This is a genomic window from Micromonospora sp. GCM10011541, from assembly GCF_042650725.1.
Taxonomy (GTDB): Bacteria; Actinomycetota; Actinomycetes; order Mycobacteriales; family Micromonosporaceae; genus Micromonospora; species Micromonospora sicca.
Map to the genome: position 1 here is coordinate 25,090 of NZ_JBHSBP010000031.1, position 16,451 is coordinate 41,540.

Below are 16,451 nucleotides of genomic sequence, written 5' to 3' on the forward strand. Positions count from 1 at the left end.
TCTACGCTCGGTCGCACTCATCCGCCCGTCACCGCCCTGCTTCGTCGCCCCTCTGAACCGGAAAGGCATAGCGTGGCTCTGTTCGACCTACCCCTCGCCGAGCTGCTCACTTACTGCCCGGAACGCGTCGAGCCGGACGACTTCGACGCGTTCTGGCGGGCGACGCTGTCCGACGCGGCGCGGCACGAGCTGAAGCCGGAGTTCACCCCGTACGACGCGTTGCTGCCTGGCGTGCGGGTGCAGGACGCGCGGTTCAGCGGCTACGAGGGACAGCGGGTGGCCGCCTGGTTCCTCGCCCCTGCGGACGTGGCCGGGCCGCTGCCGTGCGTCGTGCAGTTCATCGGCTACGGCGGCGGCCGGGGCCGGCCCCACGAGTGGCTGCTGTGGCCGGCGGCCGGGTACGCGGTGCTCGTGGTGGACTCCCGCGGGCAGGGCGACGGCGACACCCCCGACCTGCCTGGCGGCGACACGCCGCAGCACTCCGGTCTGCTGACGCGCGGCGTGCTGGATCCTGAGCAGTACTACTACCGCCGGTTGTTCACCGACGCGGTGCGGGCGGTGGACGCGGCGGCCGCTCACCCGGACGTGGACCGCACCCGGATCGTCGTCGCCGGTGCCAGCCAGGGCGGCGGCATCGCGCAGGCGGTCGCCGGCCTGCACCGCCATGTACGGGCCGCGCTGATCGACCTGCCGTTCCTGACCCACTTCCGGCGCGCCACCGAGATCACCGACTCGCACCCGTATCAGGAGCTGGCGGACTTCTGCGCGACGAACCGTGACCGGATCGAGCAGGTGTTCCGCACGCTGGGCTACTTCGACGGCGTCAACTTCGCGGCGCGGGCCACCGCACCAGCGCTGTACTCGGTGGCGTTGATGGACGACGTCTGCCCACCGTCGACCGTGCTCGCCGCGTACAACCATTACGCGGGCCCGAAGGAGCTTCAGGTCTGGCCGTACAACGGGCACGAGGGCGGCGCGACGTTCCAGCCACCGATCCAGTTGCGCTGGCTGCGAGACCTGTTGGGGTGACGGGTGCAGGTTCAGCGCCTCGCGGCCCGCCCCGAACCTGATCCGTGGATCCGGCCTTGAGCCCCGGCTCAGCCCACCGGCCGCAGGTGGACGAGCGTGCTGGCGTGGTCGCCTGACGGCAGGTCGAGGGGCAGGCCGGAACCGAGCAGCACGGCACCCGCGTACGTCGCCCCCGTGTCGGTGTCCCGGTACACCACCTCCGGCCGCACTGCGGTCAGCCGCAATGGGGCGGTTGCGTGGCCGTACGGGCGGGTCGGGCACCAGGCGAGCACCACGTGCTCGTCGCCGTGGGCGTACTGCACCGCGGTCAGCGTGCCGTCGCCGCGCAGCCGGTAGGCCGTACCGTGCTGGACGACCGGCCGGATGCGCTTGTACGCGGCGATCAGCTCGACGGCCTCCTTGAGCTCGTCGTCGGTCCACGCGGCGAGGTCGCCGCCGATGCCCAGAACGCCGGCCATGGCGACGTGGAACCGGAACCGCAGCGGAGTCTCCCGGGCGGTGGCCGCGTTCGGGCTGTCGGTGACCCAGGCGCCCATGACCTGGGCGGGGTAGAGCTGGCTGAAGCCGTGCTGGATGTCGATCCGGTCGACCGGGTCGGTGTTGTCCGACGTCCACACCTGGTCGGTACGGGCCAGGATGCCCAGGTCGGCCCGCCCGCCGCCGCCGGCGCACGCCTCGATGCGCAGGCCCGGGTGGTCGGCCCGCAGCCGGTCCATGATCCGGTAGACCGCGCGGGTGTGCTCGATCCACAGCCGGTCGGGATCGCCGTGCCCGGGCCACCCGGCCTCGGTGAACGGCCGGTTGGCGTCCCACTTGAGGAAGTCGATGTCGTGCGCGGCCACCAGCCGGTCGAGCCAGGCGTGGGTCCATTCGGCGGTGTCCGGCCGGCCGAGGTTCAGCACCAGCTGGTTGCGCAGCTCGGTGCGGTCGCGGTTGGTCATGTGCAGCACCCAGTCCGGGTGCGCCCGGTAGAGGTCGCTGTCCGGGTTGACCATCTCCGGTTCCACCCACAGGCCGAAGCGCATGCCGAGCCGCCGCACCTCCGCTGCGAGCGGGCGCAGCCCGTTGGGGAATCGGACCGGGTTGGGCACCCAGTCGCCGAGGCCCACGTGGTCGCCGGTGCGGGCGCCGAACCAACCGTCGTCCATCACGAACAGCTCGACGCCGAGGCTCGCGGCGCGCGCCGCCAGGGCGATCTGGCCGACCTCGTCCACGTCGAACCCGGTCGCCTCCCACGAGTTGTAGAGCACGGGTCGCGTCTCGTTCGGGTGGGACAGCACGTGCCGGCGCACGTACCCGTGCCAGGCGCGGCTGGCGGCCCCGAATCCGCCCGCCGTGTAGAGGCCGGCGAACACCGGGGTGTCCAGCGCCTCGCCGGGGGCCAGCGACCAGGTCAGCCCTTCGTGGCCGAAGCCGCCCGTCCAGGTCGTGCGGCCGACCGGGTCCCGGTGCAAGGTGATTCGCCAGCTGCCGCTCCAGGCCAGCGCGGTGCTCCAGACCTCGCCGTGCTCCTCGCCTGCCGTGCCGTCGTCGACGGCGAGCCAGGGATTGGCGTGGTGGCTGGTCACCCCGCGCCGGCTGGTGAAGACCGTCTCGGCCACGGCGACGTCGGTGCGTCGGAGCTGGAACTCGCTGTTCCAGCCGCCGACGAGGTGGCTCACCCGGTAGTCCGTCCGGTGCGGTGCCGCCCAGGCGGCGGAGTCGCAGCGCAGCACCGTGATCGGGGTGCGGTCGTCGTGGTTCTCGACGGTCGTCCACCGCTCGATCACGTCGCTGTCGGCGCATACCCGGTAGTGCAGGGTGAGGCGCAGCGGGTAGTGCCGGTCGTGCAGCCGGATGCGCAGGTGGCCGCCGTCGACGTCGTGGCCGGCGTACCGCCACTGGACGCCGCGGGTGCCGTCGGCGAAGCGCACGAGCAGGCTGGGTGGTCCGAAGCGGGCGCCGCCCTCCACCGCCAGTTCGTCCACCGCGGCCACCGCCTCGAAACTGCTCGCCGCCGGGGAGATGCGCTCGGCAACCTTCACCGCCTCGGTCAGCGTCAGCGTCGCTCCCCAGTGGACATGTCGCACGGTGTCGTCGTCGGCGAGCCGGATGGCGTACGCGGTGGTCGGGCCGCGCAACAGCCAGAGGCGGTGATCGGGATCGAACAACACAGGGGGCATCAAGTCCTCGGCGGTGGTGGGCGACGCGCAGATGAGTGCCGCCGAGAGTAGGACCCACGCCAGCCTAAATCAATACTTGACGAAGTTAAATATTGGGCCTAGGTTTCGGCCATGTTTCCCCGGACCGTCACCGGTCCACCCGCAACCCGGCGCCCAGCTGAGTCCCGCGGTGAGCCGTCGGTCGCTCGTCGTCCCCTGGCCCACCCGCGTCGATCCGGCCCCCGGCCGGCCACACCGCGAATCGGCACCACCCCCACCCACCAGTAGGAGGTGTGACTGTGAGGTCACCGTCACGCAGCCCCGGGCAGCCCGGCGGCCTCTCCGCCGGGCGAGCGAGCCGCGTCCGCACCCGCCAAACGGCGCTGGCCGCCCGGCTGGGCGCGACGCCCGCCGCCAGCGACGTCCCGGCGCAGGCTGCCGCACCCGGTCCGAAGCCGAGCCCCGCCGGCAGGCACGTCGAGCACATCCCGCAGCCGGGTGCCATCACCCGCACCAGACCAGTGGACGACTCGGTTCGGCCGCGGGGCGTACCCCGTGGGGACCTGGACGCCACCGACGACCTGTGGGTGGCCTGATGACGATCACCACGCCGCGCCCGAGTCCGCCGGCCGGCGTGACCCGGCTGCGGGTCCGGTCCCCTTGGCGCAGGAACGCGCCCACGCGTCGGCGTAGCCGCTGGGCCGAGGCGCAGCGATCCTGGCGGCTGCATTGGCAGCTGTACCTGCTGGTGATCGTGCCGTTGGCGTACTTTGTCATCTTCAAGTACATTCCGATCGGCAACGCCGTCATCGCGTTCAAGGACTACAACGTCATCCAGGGGCCGTGGGGCAGCGACTGGATCGGCTTCAAGAACTTCGAACTGTTCTTCACCAACCCGGTTTTCGGCACGCTGCTGGAGAACACCTTCATCCTGGCGTTCTATCTGGTGCTGGCGAGCTTCCCGATCCCGATCATGCTTGCCATCGCGCTGAACGAGATCGGCAACGGCTGGTTCAAGCGCACCGTGCAGATGGTCACCTACGCGCCCTACTTCATCTCCACCGTCGTGGTGGTCTCGATGACGATCCTCGTGCTGTCGCCGCGGCTCGGCGTCGTGAACGACGGGCTCGGGCTGTTCGGGATCGCGCCGATCAACTTCCTCGGCGATCCGAACTACTTCCGGCACATCTATGTCTGGTCCGACGTCTGGCAGACCGCGGGTTACTCGGCCGTCATCTACATGGCGGCGCTCGCCGGCATCGATCCGGCGCTGCACGAGTCGGCCAAGATCGACGGTGCCAGCCGGCTGCAACGGATCCGGCACATCGACCTGCCGGGAATCATGCCCACCGCGGTGATCGTCCTGATCCTCGGCGTGGGGAACATGATGGCGATCGGATTCGAGAAGGCCTACCTGCTGCAGAACGATCTGAACCTGGCGCAGTCGGAGATCATCCCCACCTACGTCTACAAGACCGGCCTGATCAACGCGGACTTCAGCATGGCGACCGCCGTCGGCCTGTTCAACTCGGTGGTCAACCTCTGCCTGCTGCTGCTGGTCAACTTCGCTGCCAAGCGGATCACCGGGAGTGGACTATGGCGATGAGCACGCCGACGATGGCAACCCTGTCCAGGCCGCGGCGGAAGCCGGCGGCCACGAAGAAGGTCCGCGAGCCGTTCGGCGACCGAGTGTTCCTGGTCGTCATCACGCTCATGCTCGCCGTGATGCTGGCGCTGGTGCTGCTGCCGTTGATCTACATCGTCGCCAGCTCCTTCAGTAGCGCGACCGCCGTCAGCGCAGGCCGGGTGAAGTTCTGGCCGGTCGAGTTCTCGCTGCACGCCTACAAAGTCGCTCTCAGCAACCCGCAGGTCCTGCGGGGGTACTACAACTCACTGATCTACGCCGTCGCCGGCACCCTGATCAGCGTCACGCTGACCGTGGCCATTGCCTACCCGTTGTCGCGCAAGACGTTCTTCGGGCGCAACGTGCTGATGACCGTCCTGATCTTCACGATGCTGTTCTCGGGCGGCCTGATCCCGACGTACATGGTGGTCCAGGACCTCGGCCTGCTGAACACCCGCTGGGCGCTGCTGATCCCCAACGCGATCGGCGTCTGGCAGGTGATCATCGCGCGCACCTTCTTCGCTCACTCGATCCCGGACGAGCTCTATGAGGCGGCGACGCTGGACGGGGCGAGCGAGCTGCGGTTTCTCCGGTCGGTAGTGCTGCCGCTGTCGAAGCCGCTGCTGGCCGTCCTCGTGCTGATGTACACGATCTACCAATGGAACACCTACTTCGACGCCCTGGTCTATCTCAAGGATCCCGATCTATATCCACTGCAGATCGTGCTCAGGAACATGCTCATCCTGAACCAGCGCAACGTCGGCGCAACGGACGTGGCGCAGCAGCTCCAACAGCAGCAGCTCGCCAACGTCTTGAAGTACGCCCTCATCGTCGTGTCGAGCCTGCCCGTACTGATCATCTACCCGTTCATCGCCCGCCACTTCACCAAGGGCGTGCTGGTCGGCGCCGTCAAGGGATAGCAATTCGCGATTGGAAGGAACCATAGAAATGCGTTCTATCAGGAAAGTCGCTGCACTGACGATCGCCGCGGCACTGGCGGTGGCGGGGTGCAGTTCCGACAACAAGAATGACGCCCCCAAGGCCGAGATGGGCCCCGACGGCAAGGTCATCGTCGACACGTTCTCGCCCGCCAACGCGGACCTGAATCTGGACACCAACCCGGTCACGAAGTTGATGAGTGACAAGTTCAAGATCCAGTTCCGCTGGCAGACCACCACGTTCGACGCGGGGCCGGCCAGGGAGAAGAGGCAGATCTCGCTCGCCAGCGGCGACTACCCGGACCTGTTCATGCTTATCCCCTGGGTGGACGGGTTTTCCCAGGCCGACGTGCTGAAGCTGGGCAAGCAGGGCGTCGCGGTGCCGCTGGAGAAGCTGATCAAGGACAACGCGCCGAACATCCAGAAGGCGTTGGACTCCAACCAGACGCTCAGGGAGATGTCGACTGCGCCCGACGGGCACATCTACGCGTTGCCGCAATGGTCGGACTGCTTCCACTGCAGTTACCCGGACAAGTTGTGGATCAACAGTGCCTGGTTGAAGAAGCTGAACCTGCCCATGCCGAAGACCACCGAGGAGCTGCGTACGGTCCTGCGGGCGTTCAAGACCAAGGACCCGAACGGCAACGGCAAGGCCGACGAGATCCCGATGACCGCCGACGTGCAGGACGGCCACCTGATCGACTACCTGATGGGCGGGTTCGCCTACCCGCCGGCCGGTGCGAACAACGGCGGTCTCGGGCTGCTCACCCTCGACGGCGACAAGGTCAGCACTCCGGTGAACACGCCGGAGTGGCGCGAAGGCCTGAAGTACATCCACTCGCTGTTCCAGGAGGGTTTGATCGACCAGGCCTCGTTCACCCAGAACGCCGAGGCACTACAGGCGACCGGCAACAACCCCGACGCCGTCATGATCGGCTCGTCGCCTCTCCTGCACCCGGCCATCTTCGTCCAGCTGGGCTCCAAGGACGGCCGTGACAAGCAGTACGACGCCGCGCCACCGCTCACCGGGCCGTCCGGTAAGAGCTACAGCGGCCTGAACTACCCGAGCTCCAGCACCTTCACCTTCATGCTGACCAACAAGGCCAGCAAGGAGGCGCAGGTCGCGGCGATCAAGATGCTCGACTACATCTACACGACCGAGGGCACCAACATCGCGGTGATGGGTCCGGAGGGCGTGGGCTGGAACAAGCCGGGAGCCGGCGACATCGCGCTCGACAACAGTGTCCAGCCGCTGTACAAGCGCACGCCTGGTACGCAGGCGCCCAAGAACCTCTCCTGGGACTCGATGGCGCAGTACAACCTGACCCTCGCCTACCGCAACGCCAACGTGGTCCCGATGGACATCTACGCCGAGGCCGGATACGAGCGGCGGTTGTTCCAGGCAACCAAGCTGTACGAGGGCCACGATGACAAGGCGCAGTTCTTCCCGACCGTCTCGGTCTGGACCGACCCGAGTGTCAGCGCCGAGATCGCCACGCTGAAGACCAACCTCGACAGCTATGTCTCGCAGGGGCAGCTGGCCTTCATCACGGGGTCGAAGAACATCGACACCGACTGGGACGCCTACGTCAAGGGTCTCGACGGCGTCGGCTTGAAGCGGTACCTGGAACTGAACCAGAAGGACTACGACGGGTACAAGGCCGGCAAGTGACACTGCGCCCAGCCGGCCGGCGCCGGCCGCAGAGCAGGCGGAGGCCGCTGCGGTCGGCGCCGGCCGGCTGGGCGCGACGGTCGACGCTGCGAGATGTCCTCGTGGACCGGCTTGAGCACACTGTGCTGGCCTGTGTCGGGCTGGTTCTCATCGAGCGGAGTACCTGACGTGCCAGTGATGTCCACGATCACGCATGCCGAGGCGTACCTGGTCGATATCGCCGTCGAGACGGTCCGCACCGATGCGGTGCAGGCGTTCGTCAAGCAGGAGACGGTTTTCGTCGAGGTCCGCACGGCCGACGGCCAGCAGGGTACCGGTTACTCGTACACCATCGGGACCGGCGGCACCGCCGTGCTCGCGCTCCTGCGCGACCACCTGGTGCCCCGCCTGATCGGCCTGGACGCGGCCCGGGTGGAGGCGGTCTGGCGAGATCTCTACGCCAGCACCCGCGCCACCGCCGTCGGCGCGATCACCTCATTGGCCCTGGCCGCTGTCGACACCGCGCTGTGGGACCTGCGTGCCAAGGCCGCCGGCCTGCCCCTGTGGATGCTGGCCGGCGGGGCCAGGGACCGCATTCCGCTCTACGACACCGAGGGCGGCTGGCTGCAGCTCAGCACCGAGGAGCTGGTCGCCGGGGCGAAAGCGGCACAGGCGGCCGGCTGGCTCGGCGTCAAGCTGAAGGTGGGCAAGCCCGATCCGGCCGAGGACGCCGAGCGGATCGCTGCGGTCCGAGCCGCCGTCGGCGACCGGCTCGACGTGATGGTCGACGCCAACCAGTCGCTCACCGCCGCGGAGGCCATCCGCCGGGCGCGGCTGCTCGAACCGTACGGGCTCGCCTGGTTCGAGGAGCCGCTGCCTGCCGACGACGTCGCCGGGCACGAGCTGCTCGCCCGCTCGACCAGCATCCCGATCGCCGTCGGCGAGTCGATGTATTCGATCGGGCAGTTCGCCGAATACCTGCGCCGCCAGGCTGCGGGCATCATCCAGGTCGACGTCGCCCGGGTCGGCGGGATCACCCCCTGGCTCAAGGTCGCCCACCTGGCAGAGGCGTGCAACGTCGAAGTCTGCCCGCATTTCCTCATGGAGCTGCACGTGAGCCTGTGTGCCGCGGTGCCCAACAGTCGATACCTTGAGTACATCCCGCAGCTGCGGGCGGTGACCCGGTCCGAGATCGCCGTCGCGGGAGGCCACGCTCTCGCTCCGACCGCCCCCGGGCTCGGCATCGACTGGGACTGGGACGCGATCGAGTCCAGGCGAGTCGCGTGACGACCGCCATCACTCCGGCGGCGGCGCCCCCGGCGCCCCACGCCCGGCTCGATCTCAGCCACGGTTCGCGGGAGGGCGAGTGAAAGCCACAGAGAAGGTCCGACTGGGGCGCACCGAGGTGGAGGTGACCCGGCTGGGCTTCGGGCTCGCACCGATCGGCGGGCTGTTCACCGCCGTCGGCGACGAGGTCGCCCGGGCCACGGTCGAGGCGGCCTGGAACCTCGGACTGCGCTACTTCGACACCGCCCCGCTCTACGGCGGCGGCCTGTCGGAGCGCCGGGCCGGTGCGGTGCTGTCGGGCAAGCCGCGCGAGGAGTTCACGCTGTCGACCAAGGTCGGTCGGCTGCTCGTGCCGGGCGGCGTCGCGGAGCAGGAGTTCTGGGCGGAGCCGAGCGAGCTCACTCCGGTCTTCGATTTCTCCTACGACGGGGTGCTGCGCTCGCACGCGGAGAGCCTCCAGCGGCTGGGCCTGGACCGGGTCGACATCGCGCACATCCACGACCCGGACCACCACTTCGACGAAGCGGTGAGCGGGGCCTACCCGGCGCTGGCCGACTTGCGCGCGCGGGGCGACATCGACGCGGTCAGCGCAGGCATGAATCAGGCGGAGATGCTGGTCGACCTCGCTCGGGCCGGCGACTTCGACTGTTTCATGCTCGCCGGGCGATACACGCTGCTGGATCAATCGGGGTCGGCCGAGCTGTTGCCGCTGTGCCTGGAGAGGGGCATCTCGGTTCTCGCGGCCGGGGCGTACAACTCGGGCCTGCTCGCCGACCCGAAGCCGGGCGCCCACTACGACTACGCCCCGGCCGAGCGGACCCTGATCGAACGGGCGCTGGCGATCCAGGCGGTGTGCGAGCGGCACTCGGTGCCACTGAGGGCGGCGGCGATCCAGTTCCCGCTCGGCCATCCGGCCGTCGCCAGCGTCGTGGTCGGAGCCCGGGATCCCGAGCAGATCACCGACAACCTGGAGATGTTCGAATGGGAGATCCCGGGCGCCCTGTGGGCCGATCTGAAGAAGGACGGCCTGCTGCCGGAGGAGGTGCCCACACCGTGATCGTCGACGCACACCACCACCTGTGGACCGCCGACTACCCGTGGCTCGCCGCGCCGGGTCTGGCGGCGATCCGGCGCGATTACACGGTCGCCGACCTCACGCCCCGGCTGGCGGCGGCAGGCGTCACGGCTGGCGTGCTGGTCGAGGCGGGCCGCTGCGACGTCGCCGAAACCGCCGAGTTCCTCGCCCTGGCCGCCGCCACTGCGCACATCGCGGGCGTGGTCGGTTGGGCGTCCCTCACCGATCCGGACCTGCCCGCCACCCTGGCCGGCTACCGCGACCTGCCCGGCGGAGCGAAACTCGTCGGTATCCGCGACCAGGTGCAGGGCGTCGACGACCCGGCGTTCCTCGCCCGGGTGGACGTGCGGGCGGCGCTGACCACCATCGGCGCCGCGGGTTTGACCTACGACCTGATCGTCCGGGTCGGACAGCTGGCCGCCAGCGCCGCTGCGGCGCGCGCCACCCCGGGCACCACCTTCGTGCTCGACCACCTCGGCAAGCCCCGGATCGGCGCGGGAGCCGAGGGGTTCGCCGAGTGGCGCGCGGCCGTGGCGGGACTGGCCGCCTGTGGCAACGTCGTCGCGAAGCTGTCCGGCCTGCTGACCGAGGCTGGCCCCCGGTGGAACGTCTCCACCATCCGGCCGTACGTCGACACCGCTCTGGACCTCTTCGGTCCCGAGCGGCTCATGGTCGGTTCCGACTGGCCGGTCTGCGAACTCGTCGCCTCGTACCCCGCTGCCCTCGAGGCGATCGACAGTTGCCTGAGCGAGCTGTCGGCAGGCGAGCGGACCGCCATCGCGGCCGGCACCGCGATCCGTACCTATCGTCTGGAGGTTGGCTCTTGAAGCTCATGCGTGTTGGACCGGCGGGGGAGGAGAAGCCCGTTCTGTACGCCGACGGCCGTCACTTCGATCTGTCGTCGGTCACCGCCGATCTCGACCCGGCGTTCTTCGCCTCCGACGGGCTGCGGCGCGTAGGCGAGGCGACCGGCCTGCCCGAGATCGACATCGTGGGACAGCGGATCGGGGCACCCGTCGCGCGCCCCGGCGTGATCCTCTGCGTCGGCCAGAACTACGCCGCCCACGCGGCCGAGTCCGGCGCGCAGCCGCCGACCACGCCGATCATCTTCTACAAGGCCCCGAACACCGTGGTCGGTCCGTTCGACGACGTGCTGATCCCGCCCGGATCGGCGAAGACCGATTGGGAGGTCGAGCTGGGCGTGGTGATCGGCCGGCGCGCTCGGTACCTGTCCTCCCCTGAGGAAGCGCTCGGGCACATCGCCGGTTTCGTGCTGTCCAACGACGTGTCAGAGCGGGACTTTCAGCTCGCGCAGTCGGGCGGGCAGTGGTCGAAGGGGAAGTCGTGCGAGACCTTCCAGCCGCTCGGACCGTGGCTGGTGACGCCCGACGAGATCACCGACCCGCAGGCGCTGCGGCTGCGCTCGTGGGTCAACGACGACATCCGGCAGGACTCCTCCACCAAAGACATGATCTTCGACGTGGCGTACCTGGTGTGGCACCTGTCCCAGTACTCCGTCCTGGATCCGGGGGACCTCGTCAACACCGGCACGCCGCAGGGTGTGGCGCTCTCGGGCCGCTTCCCGTACCTGGCGCCGGGTGACGTGATGGAGGTCGAGATCGACGGCCTCGGCCGGCAGCGTTCGCTCCTGAGGAGCGCCTGATGGCCGTGATCGTCGCCGTCGACACCTTCGACGTACGGTTTCCGACCTCGCGCGAGCTGGACGGCTCGGACGCGATGAACCCCGACCCGGACTACTCGGCCGCCTACGTCGTCCTGCGCACCGACGAGGGGCCCGACGGGCACGGGTTCACGTTCACCATCGGCCGCGGCAACGACATCTGTCGGGTGGCGATCGAGGTGCTCGCCCCGTTCGTCGTCGGCGTCGACCCCGATGCCGTCGACCTCGGCGCGTTCGCCCGCAGCCTCACCCACGACTCGCAACTGCGCTGGCTGGGGCCGGAAAAGGGGGTCGTACACCTCGCCGCCGCAGCACTCATCAACGCGATGTGGGACCTGGTCGCCAAGCGCGCCGGTAAACCTGTCTGGCGCTATCTCGCCGACCTCACCCCCGAGCGGATCGTCGACCTCGTCGACTGGCGCTACCTCACCGACGCGCTCACCCCACAGGAGGCGTTGCGGATCCTGCGGGCCGCCGAGCCCGGCCGGGCCGGGCGGATCGCAACGCTGCAGGCCCGCGGATACCCCGCCTACACCACCTCACCGGGCTGGCTCGGGTACGACGACGAGAAGCTGGTTCGGCTGGCGAAGCAGGCGGTGGCCGACGGGTTCACCCAGATCAAGCTGAAGGTCGGTGCTGATCTGTCCGACGACGTCCACCGCTTCCGGTTGGCTCGCGAGGCCGTGGGCCCGGGCATCCGGATCGCGGTCGACGCCAACCAGCGTTGGGACGTCGCAGTGGCAGTCGAGTGGATGACGGCGCTGGCCCCGTACGACCCGTGGTGGATCGAGGAGCCCACCAGCCCCGACGATGTGCTCGGGCACGCCGCGATCCGCGCCGCTCTTGCCACCGCGGCGCCCGAGGGCAGGCCGATCCGGGTCGCAACCGGTGAACACGTGCAGAACCGGATCGTGTTCAAACAGCTGCTCCAGGCGGGCGCGGTCGACTTCGTGCAGATCGACGCGTGCCGGGTCGGTGGCGTCAACGAGAACCTCGCGATCCTGCTGCTGGCCGCGAAGTACGGTGTGCCGGTGTGCCCGCACGCCGGCGGCGTCGGTCTGTGCGAACTCGTCCAACACCTGTCGATGTTCGACTTCGTGGCCGTGTCGGGAACGACCGAGAACCGCGTCCTCGAGTTCGTCGACCACCTGCACGAGCACTTCCTCGCCCCGGCGATCGTCCGCAACGGCCACTACGTCGCGCCGACCCAGCCCGGCTTTTCGGCCGAAATGAGCCAGGAAGGCCTCGCTACCTACTCCTACCCCGACGGCCCGGCATGGGCATCCCCGGCGTCAATCCCCACCGGGCGGATCTGAAAGAGAGCACTCTTCATGTTTGACGGTTTGGTGGCAGTGGTGACCGGTGGCGCCTCGGGGATCGGGCGCGCCTGTGTGGAGGCCTTCCACGCCGCCGGCGCACAGGTGGGCGTGCTCGACCTCGATCCGACGGAAGCACCCGAGGATCCGCGCGTCCACGCGGTACGGGCCGATGTGGCCGACCGGGCCTCGCTCACCGCGGCGCTGGCCTCGGTCGCGCACACGTTCGGTGGGGTGGACATCCTGGTCAACAACGCAGGGATCTCCGCCGTCGGCGAGGTCGAGGAGAACGATGACGCGCAATGGGCACGCGTCCTGGACGTGAACGTGACCGGAGTCGCCCGGACCACCGCTGTCACGCTGCCGTACCTGCGCCGATCCCGAGCGGGCGCGATCGTCAACATCTCCTCGATCGCGGCCGGCGCCGGTCTGCCGAAGCGGGCGCTGTACTCGGCATCGAAGGGTGCGGTACACGCGCTGACGCTGGCCATGGCCGCCGACCTGGTCGGCGAGGGAATCCGGGTCAACTGCGTCGCACCCGGCACAGTGGACACGCCGTGGGTGGCCCGGCTGCTGGCCAACGCCGCCGACCCGCAGGCCGAGAAGCGCCGGCTTGCCGCCCGCCAGCCCACCGGCCGCCTGGTCACCGCGCAGGAGGTGGCGGAGGCTGTGGTGTATCTGGCGTCGCCGACCGCCGGGGCGGTGACGGGCACCTCACTCGCCGTCGACGGGGGCATGTCGGGCCTGCGCCTGCCGGCCCGCGCGACCTGACCGACGATCACGAAGAAGGCAAGCGGTGACCGGAGTTCACGAGATCATCTCACTGCCTGTCGGAGCGCAGCCGCCCCGGGCCCGGACCCGCTCGGACGCGGGTGAGCTCTCGCTCGACGGGCGATGGCGGTTCGCGTGGTCGCCGACCGCGCTCTCCGGCAAGGACCCCGCGGATCCCGGGGACACCTGGGACGAGATCCAGGTTCCCGCGCACTGGCAGCTGTGCGGCTATGGCGCCCCCGCGTACACGAACCTGCGCTATCCGTTTCCCATCGACCCGCCGTACGTGCCTGAGGCGAACCCCACCGGCGAGTACCGCCGAATCGTGCGGCGTCCGCCCGGTTGGGACGGCGGACGCGTGCTGCTCCGGTTCGACGGCGTCGACTCCTGGTTCGAGGTGTGGCTGAACGGTTCGTCCGTCGGTCGGGGGTCGGGCAGCCGGCTCACCGTCGAATTCGACGTGACCGAGCTGCTCACCGGGGGCGACGACCTCCTGGCGGTGCGGGTGCACCAGTGGAGCTTCGCCAGCTACGTCGAGGACCAGGACCAGTGGTGGTTGTCAGGCATCTTCCGGTCGGTCGCGCTGCTGCACCGCCCCGCAGGCGGGATCGACGAGGTCCACATCGTCGCGGACTACGACCAGCACACCGGCGACGGCCTCCTCCGGGTCGAGGCGCGCAGCCGCGAACCGGTGACGGTGGAGCTGACCGAGCTCGGCGTCCGCGGCGTAGCCGGCGAGACCATCCGGGTCGCGTCGGTGGAACCGTGGTCGGCCGAGCTGCCGCGGCTCTACCGGATCCTGGTGGCCACCGGGGCCGAGACGATCTCGGCCGACATCGGCTTCCGCACGGTACGCGTCGACGGGGGCCGGCTCCTGCTCAACGGCGCGCCACTGGTGTTCCGCGGAGTGAACCGGCACGACTTCGATGCCCGGTCCGGGCGTGCGTTGACCAGGGACGTGCTGGAGCGCGATGTGATCTTGATGAAGCGGCACAACGTCAACGCGGTGCGGACCAGTCACTACCCGCCCGACCCGTACTTTCTCGAGCTCTGTGACCGGTACGGCCTGTACGTGATGGTCGAATGCGACATCGAGACGCACGGCTTCTCGCTGGTGGACTGGCGGGGCAACCCCTCCGACGACCCCGCCTGGGCTGAGGTGTACCTCGACCGGATGCGGCGAATGGTCGAGCGCGACAAGAACTCGACGAGCGTCGTGATGTGGTCACTCGGCAACGAGGCCGGGTGGGGCGTCAACCTGGCGGCGAACGCCCGGTGGACCGCGGAACGTGACGCGAGCCGGCCGATCCACTACGAGCCGGACGTCGAATGCGAGGCGGTCGACGTCTACAGCCGGATGTACCCGACCTTCGACGAGCTCGACGCGATCGGACGGCACGCCGAGGCTGCGCTCGCCGACCCCGCCCGCGACGGTCGCCGGCGCGGGCTGCCGATGCTGATGTGCGAGTACGCGCACGCGATGGGGAACGGGCCGGGCGGGTTGGCCGACTACGAGGCGATCGTCGACGCGTACCCGAGGCTGGCCGGTGGCTTCGTCTGGGAGTGGATCGATCATGGCCTGGCCGGCGACGGCCCGGACGGACGCCGTGCGTACCGCTACGGCGGGGACTTCGGCGAGCCCGTACACGACGGCTCGTTCGTGATCGACGGTCTGCTCTTCCCGGACCGGACCCCATCGCCGGGACTCGCGGAACTCGCGGCCGTCATCGCGCCGGTGCGGATGCGCCTGGACGGGGACCAGCTTTCCGTGCGGAACCGCTGGAGTTTCTCCACCACCGAAGATGTGGACTTCCGGTGGCTCCTGGAGCTGGACGGCGAGGTCGTCGACGCGGGACTGCTGGACCCGATCGTGATCGGGCCGCGGTCGGAGTCCCGGGTTGCTCTCCCGCCCGCCGTACGCCGGGCGGAGCAGGACCCACCGGCGGGCGGGGAGCTGTGGCTCACGATTACGGCGGCGACCGGGAGCGCGCGCCCCGGGATCGACGCCGGGCACGCCCTGGCGCGGACGCAACAGCGGCGCCGTGCCGCTGCCCCGCCAACGGCTGCGGAGCTACTGCCGCCGGCCCCGGAGGCGCGGCCGGCCACAGTCGACCAGCGGTTCGATCACCTGGCGCGACCGACGGCGCTGGGTCCGTTCGCGGTCGCGCAGGTCGGCCTCGACGTCTGGCGCGCGCCGACGGAGAACGACCGGTACCCGGGACTCGGCGAGCAGGTGTCGCTGGAAACCCGCTGGCGGGCAGCCGGCTTCGATCGCCTGGTGGATCGTACGGTCGAGGTTCGACTGGGCGACGGGTCCGTACGACGCGTCGCGCGCTACGGTTCCCCCGGTCTCGACAGCGGATTCGACGTGGATCACCACTGGACGGCGCGGGATGATCGCCTCCGGCTCGACGTCGTGATCGAGCGCCGCGGCGAGTGGCGGCTGCCCCTACCCCGGTTGGGTGTCGTCCTCGCCCTGCGCTGCGCCGAGCCGGGTGCGACGGAGCTCGAGTGGCTCGGGCTCGGACCGGGGGAGAGCTACCCCGACTCGCGTTCCGCGAACTGGTACGGCCGGCACCGCATGACGGTCCGGGACGCGCAGGTCCCGTACGTCGTACCGCAGGAGAACGGCAATCGGTCCGACGTGCGCCGGCTGCGGTTGACCGTGCCCGAGGGCGGCCTGCGCATCGAGGGCGCCCAGCCATTCGAGGTCGCGGTACGGCCCTGGTCGACCGAGCAGCTCGAGCGCGCCCAGCACGCGGCGGAGCTGGCCGAGGCGGGGCTCCTGTGGGTGCACCTGGCGGCGGGCGTCACCGGACTGGGCTCGGCGAGCTGCGGTCCACCGGTCCGGTCATCCGGGCGTTACCGCGCCGCCCGGGTACGGCTCGGCTTCGACTTCGTCCCCGAGGCGGGTTAGCGATGGCAATGCCCGTCGCCA

13 protein-coding genes are annotated in these 16,451 nt (G+C 69.7%); 12 read left to right on the forward strand and 1 reads right to left on the reverse strand.

The annotated features are described in order from the left end of the window. Positions 1 to 72 precede the first annotated feature (72 nt). Positions 73 to 1,029: an acetylxylan esterase gene (locus tag ACFOYX_RS12750; protein WP_322442436.1), complete on the forward strand. Its 957-nt coding sequence runs from the start codon at positions 73 to 75 to the stop codon at positions 1,027 to 1,029. A gap of 68 nt (positions 1,030 to 1,097) precedes the next feature. On the opposite strand, the gene ACFOYX_RS12755 is transcribed toward ACFOYX_RS12750, so the two are convergent. Then, positions 1,098 to 3,191, reverse strand: coding sequence for an alpha-galactosidase (locus ACFOYX_RS12755; RefSeq protein ID WP_109803089.1), 2,094 nt, complete (start codon positions 3,189 to 3,191; stop codon positions 1,098 to 1,100). Between the two features lie 278 nt (positions 3,192 to 3,469). On the opposite strand from ACFOYX_RS12755, the gene ACFOYX_RS12760 reads away from it, so the two are divergent. The 11 genes from ACFOYX_RS12760 (at position 3,470) to ACFOYX_RS12810 (ending at position 16,430) form a co-directional block, all read left to right on the forward strand. Then, entirely contained in the window at positions 3,470 to 3,766 is a 297-nt protein-coding gene (locus ACFOYX_RS12760; RefSeq protein ID WP_322442435.1) for a hypothetical protein, read from the forward strand. Then, entirely contained in the window at positions 3,766 to 4,776 is a 1,011-nt protein-coding gene (locus ACFOYX_RS12765; protein WP_109804204.1) for a sugar ABC transporter permease, read from the forward strand. The genes ACFOYX_RS12760 and ACFOYX_RS12765 overlap by 1 nt, the downstream gene beginning before the upstream one ends. Continuing rightward, a complete protein-coding gene (locus ACFOYX_RS12770) occupies positions 4,773 to 5,714 on the forward strand; it encodes a carbohydrate ABC transporter permease (protein ID WP_322442434.1) in 942 nt (313 codons plus the stop codon). The genes ACFOYX_RS12765 and ACFOYX_RS12770 overlap by 4 nt, the downstream gene beginning before the upstream one ends. 28 nt (positions 5,715 to 5,742) lie before the next feature. After that, the gene (locus ACFOYX_RS12775; protein WP_377533996.1) at positions 5,743 to 7,404 is read left to right on the forward strand and encodes an ABC transporter substrate-binding protein; all 1,662 of its coding nucleotides are present in this window, start codon (positions 5,743 to 5,745) and stop codon (positions 7,402 to 7,404) included. A 177-nt stretch (positions 7,405 to 7,581) separates the two neighbouring features. After that, positions 7,582 to 8,670: a mandelate racemase/muconate lactonizing enzyme family protein gene (locus ACFOYX_RS12780; RefSeq protein ID WP_322442432.1), complete on the forward strand. Its 1,089-nt coding sequence runs from the start codon at positions 7,582 to 7,584 to the stop codon at positions 8,668 to 8,670. A 79-nt stretch (positions 8,671 to 8,749) separates the two neighbouring features. Next, on the forward strand, positions 8,750 to 9,727 hold the full coding sequence (locus ACFOYX_RS12785) for an aldo/keto reductase (protein ID WP_322442431.1): 978 nt from the start codon (positions 8,750 to 8,752) through the stop codon (positions 9,725 to 9,727). Further along, positions 9,724 to 10,572 carry an amidohydrolase family protein gene (locus ACFOYX_RS12790; RefSeq protein WP_322442430.1) on the forward strand — a complete coding sequence of 283 codons (849 nt, stop codon included), beginning with the start codon at positions 9,724 to 9,726 and terminating at the stop codon, positions 10,570 to 10,572. Before ACFOYX_RS12785 ends, ACFOYX_RS12790 begins: the two co-directional genes overlap by 4 nt. After that, positions 10,569 to 11,408, forward strand: a complete 840-nt coding sequence (locus ACFOYX_RS12795) for a fumarylacetoacetate hydrolase family protein (RefSeq protein WP_109804196.1) — start codon at positions 10,569 to 10,571, stop codon at positions 11,406 to 11,408. Before ACFOYX_RS12790 ends, ACFOYX_RS12795 begins: the two co-directional genes overlap by 4 nt. Further along, entirely contained in the window at positions 11,408 to 12,742 is a 1,335-nt protein-coding gene (locus ACFOYX_RS12800; protein ID WP_322442429.1) for an L-fuconate dehydratase, read from the forward strand. The genes ACFOYX_RS12795 and ACFOYX_RS12800 overlap by 1 nt, the downstream gene beginning before the upstream one ends. Before the next feature lie 15 nt (positions 12,743 to 12,757). Then, entirely contained in the window at positions 12,758 to 13,513 is a 756-nt protein-coding gene (locus ACFOYX_RS12805; RefSeq protein ID WP_109804194.1) for an SDR family NAD(P)-dependent oxidoreductase, read from the forward strand. A 25-nt stretch (positions 13,514 to 13,538) separates the two neighbouring features. Then, positions 13,539 to 16,430 carry a glycoside hydrolase family 2 TIM barrel-domain containing protein gene (locus ACFOYX_RS12810; RefSeq protein ID WP_322442428.1) on the forward strand — a complete coding sequence of 964 codons (2,892 nt, stop codon included), beginning with the start codon at positions 13,539 to 13,541 and terminating at the stop codon, positions 16,428 to 16,430. The last annotated feature ends 21 nt before the right edge of the window (positions 16,431 to 16,451 follow it).

Excerpts from the sequence above, each read along its gene's own strand:
- ACFOYX_RS12775 (WP_377533996.1), top strand. The coding sequence starts at position 5,743 with ATGCGTTCTATCAGGAAAGTCGCTGCACTGACGATCGCCGCGGCACTG.
- ACFOYX_RS12780 (WP_322442432.1), top strand. The coding sequence starts at position 7,582 with ATGTCCACGATCACGCATGCCGAGGCGTACCTGGTCGATATCGCCGTC.
- ACFOYX_RS12770 (WP_322442434.1), top strand. The coding sequence starts at position 4,773 with ATGAGCACGCCGACGATGGCAACCCTGTCCAGGCCGCGGCGGAAGCCG.
- ACFOYX_RS12805 (WP_109804194.1), top strand. The coding sequence starts at position 12,758 with ATGTTTGACGGTTTGGTGGCAGTGGTGACCGGTGGCGCCTCGGGGATC.
- ACFOYX_RS12800 (WP_322442429.1), top strand. The coding sequence starts at position 11,408 with ATGGCCGTGATCGTCGCCGTCGACACCTTCGACGTACGGTTTCCGACC.
- ACFOYX_RS12755 (WP_109803089.1), bottom strand. The coding sequence starts at position 3,191 with ATGCCCCCTGTGTTGTTCGATCCCGATCACCGCCTCTGGCTGTTGCGC.
- ACFOYX_RS12765 (WP_109804204.1), top strand. The coding sequence starts at position 3,766 with ATGACGATCACCACGCCGCGCCCGAGTCCGCCGGCCGGCGTGACCCGG.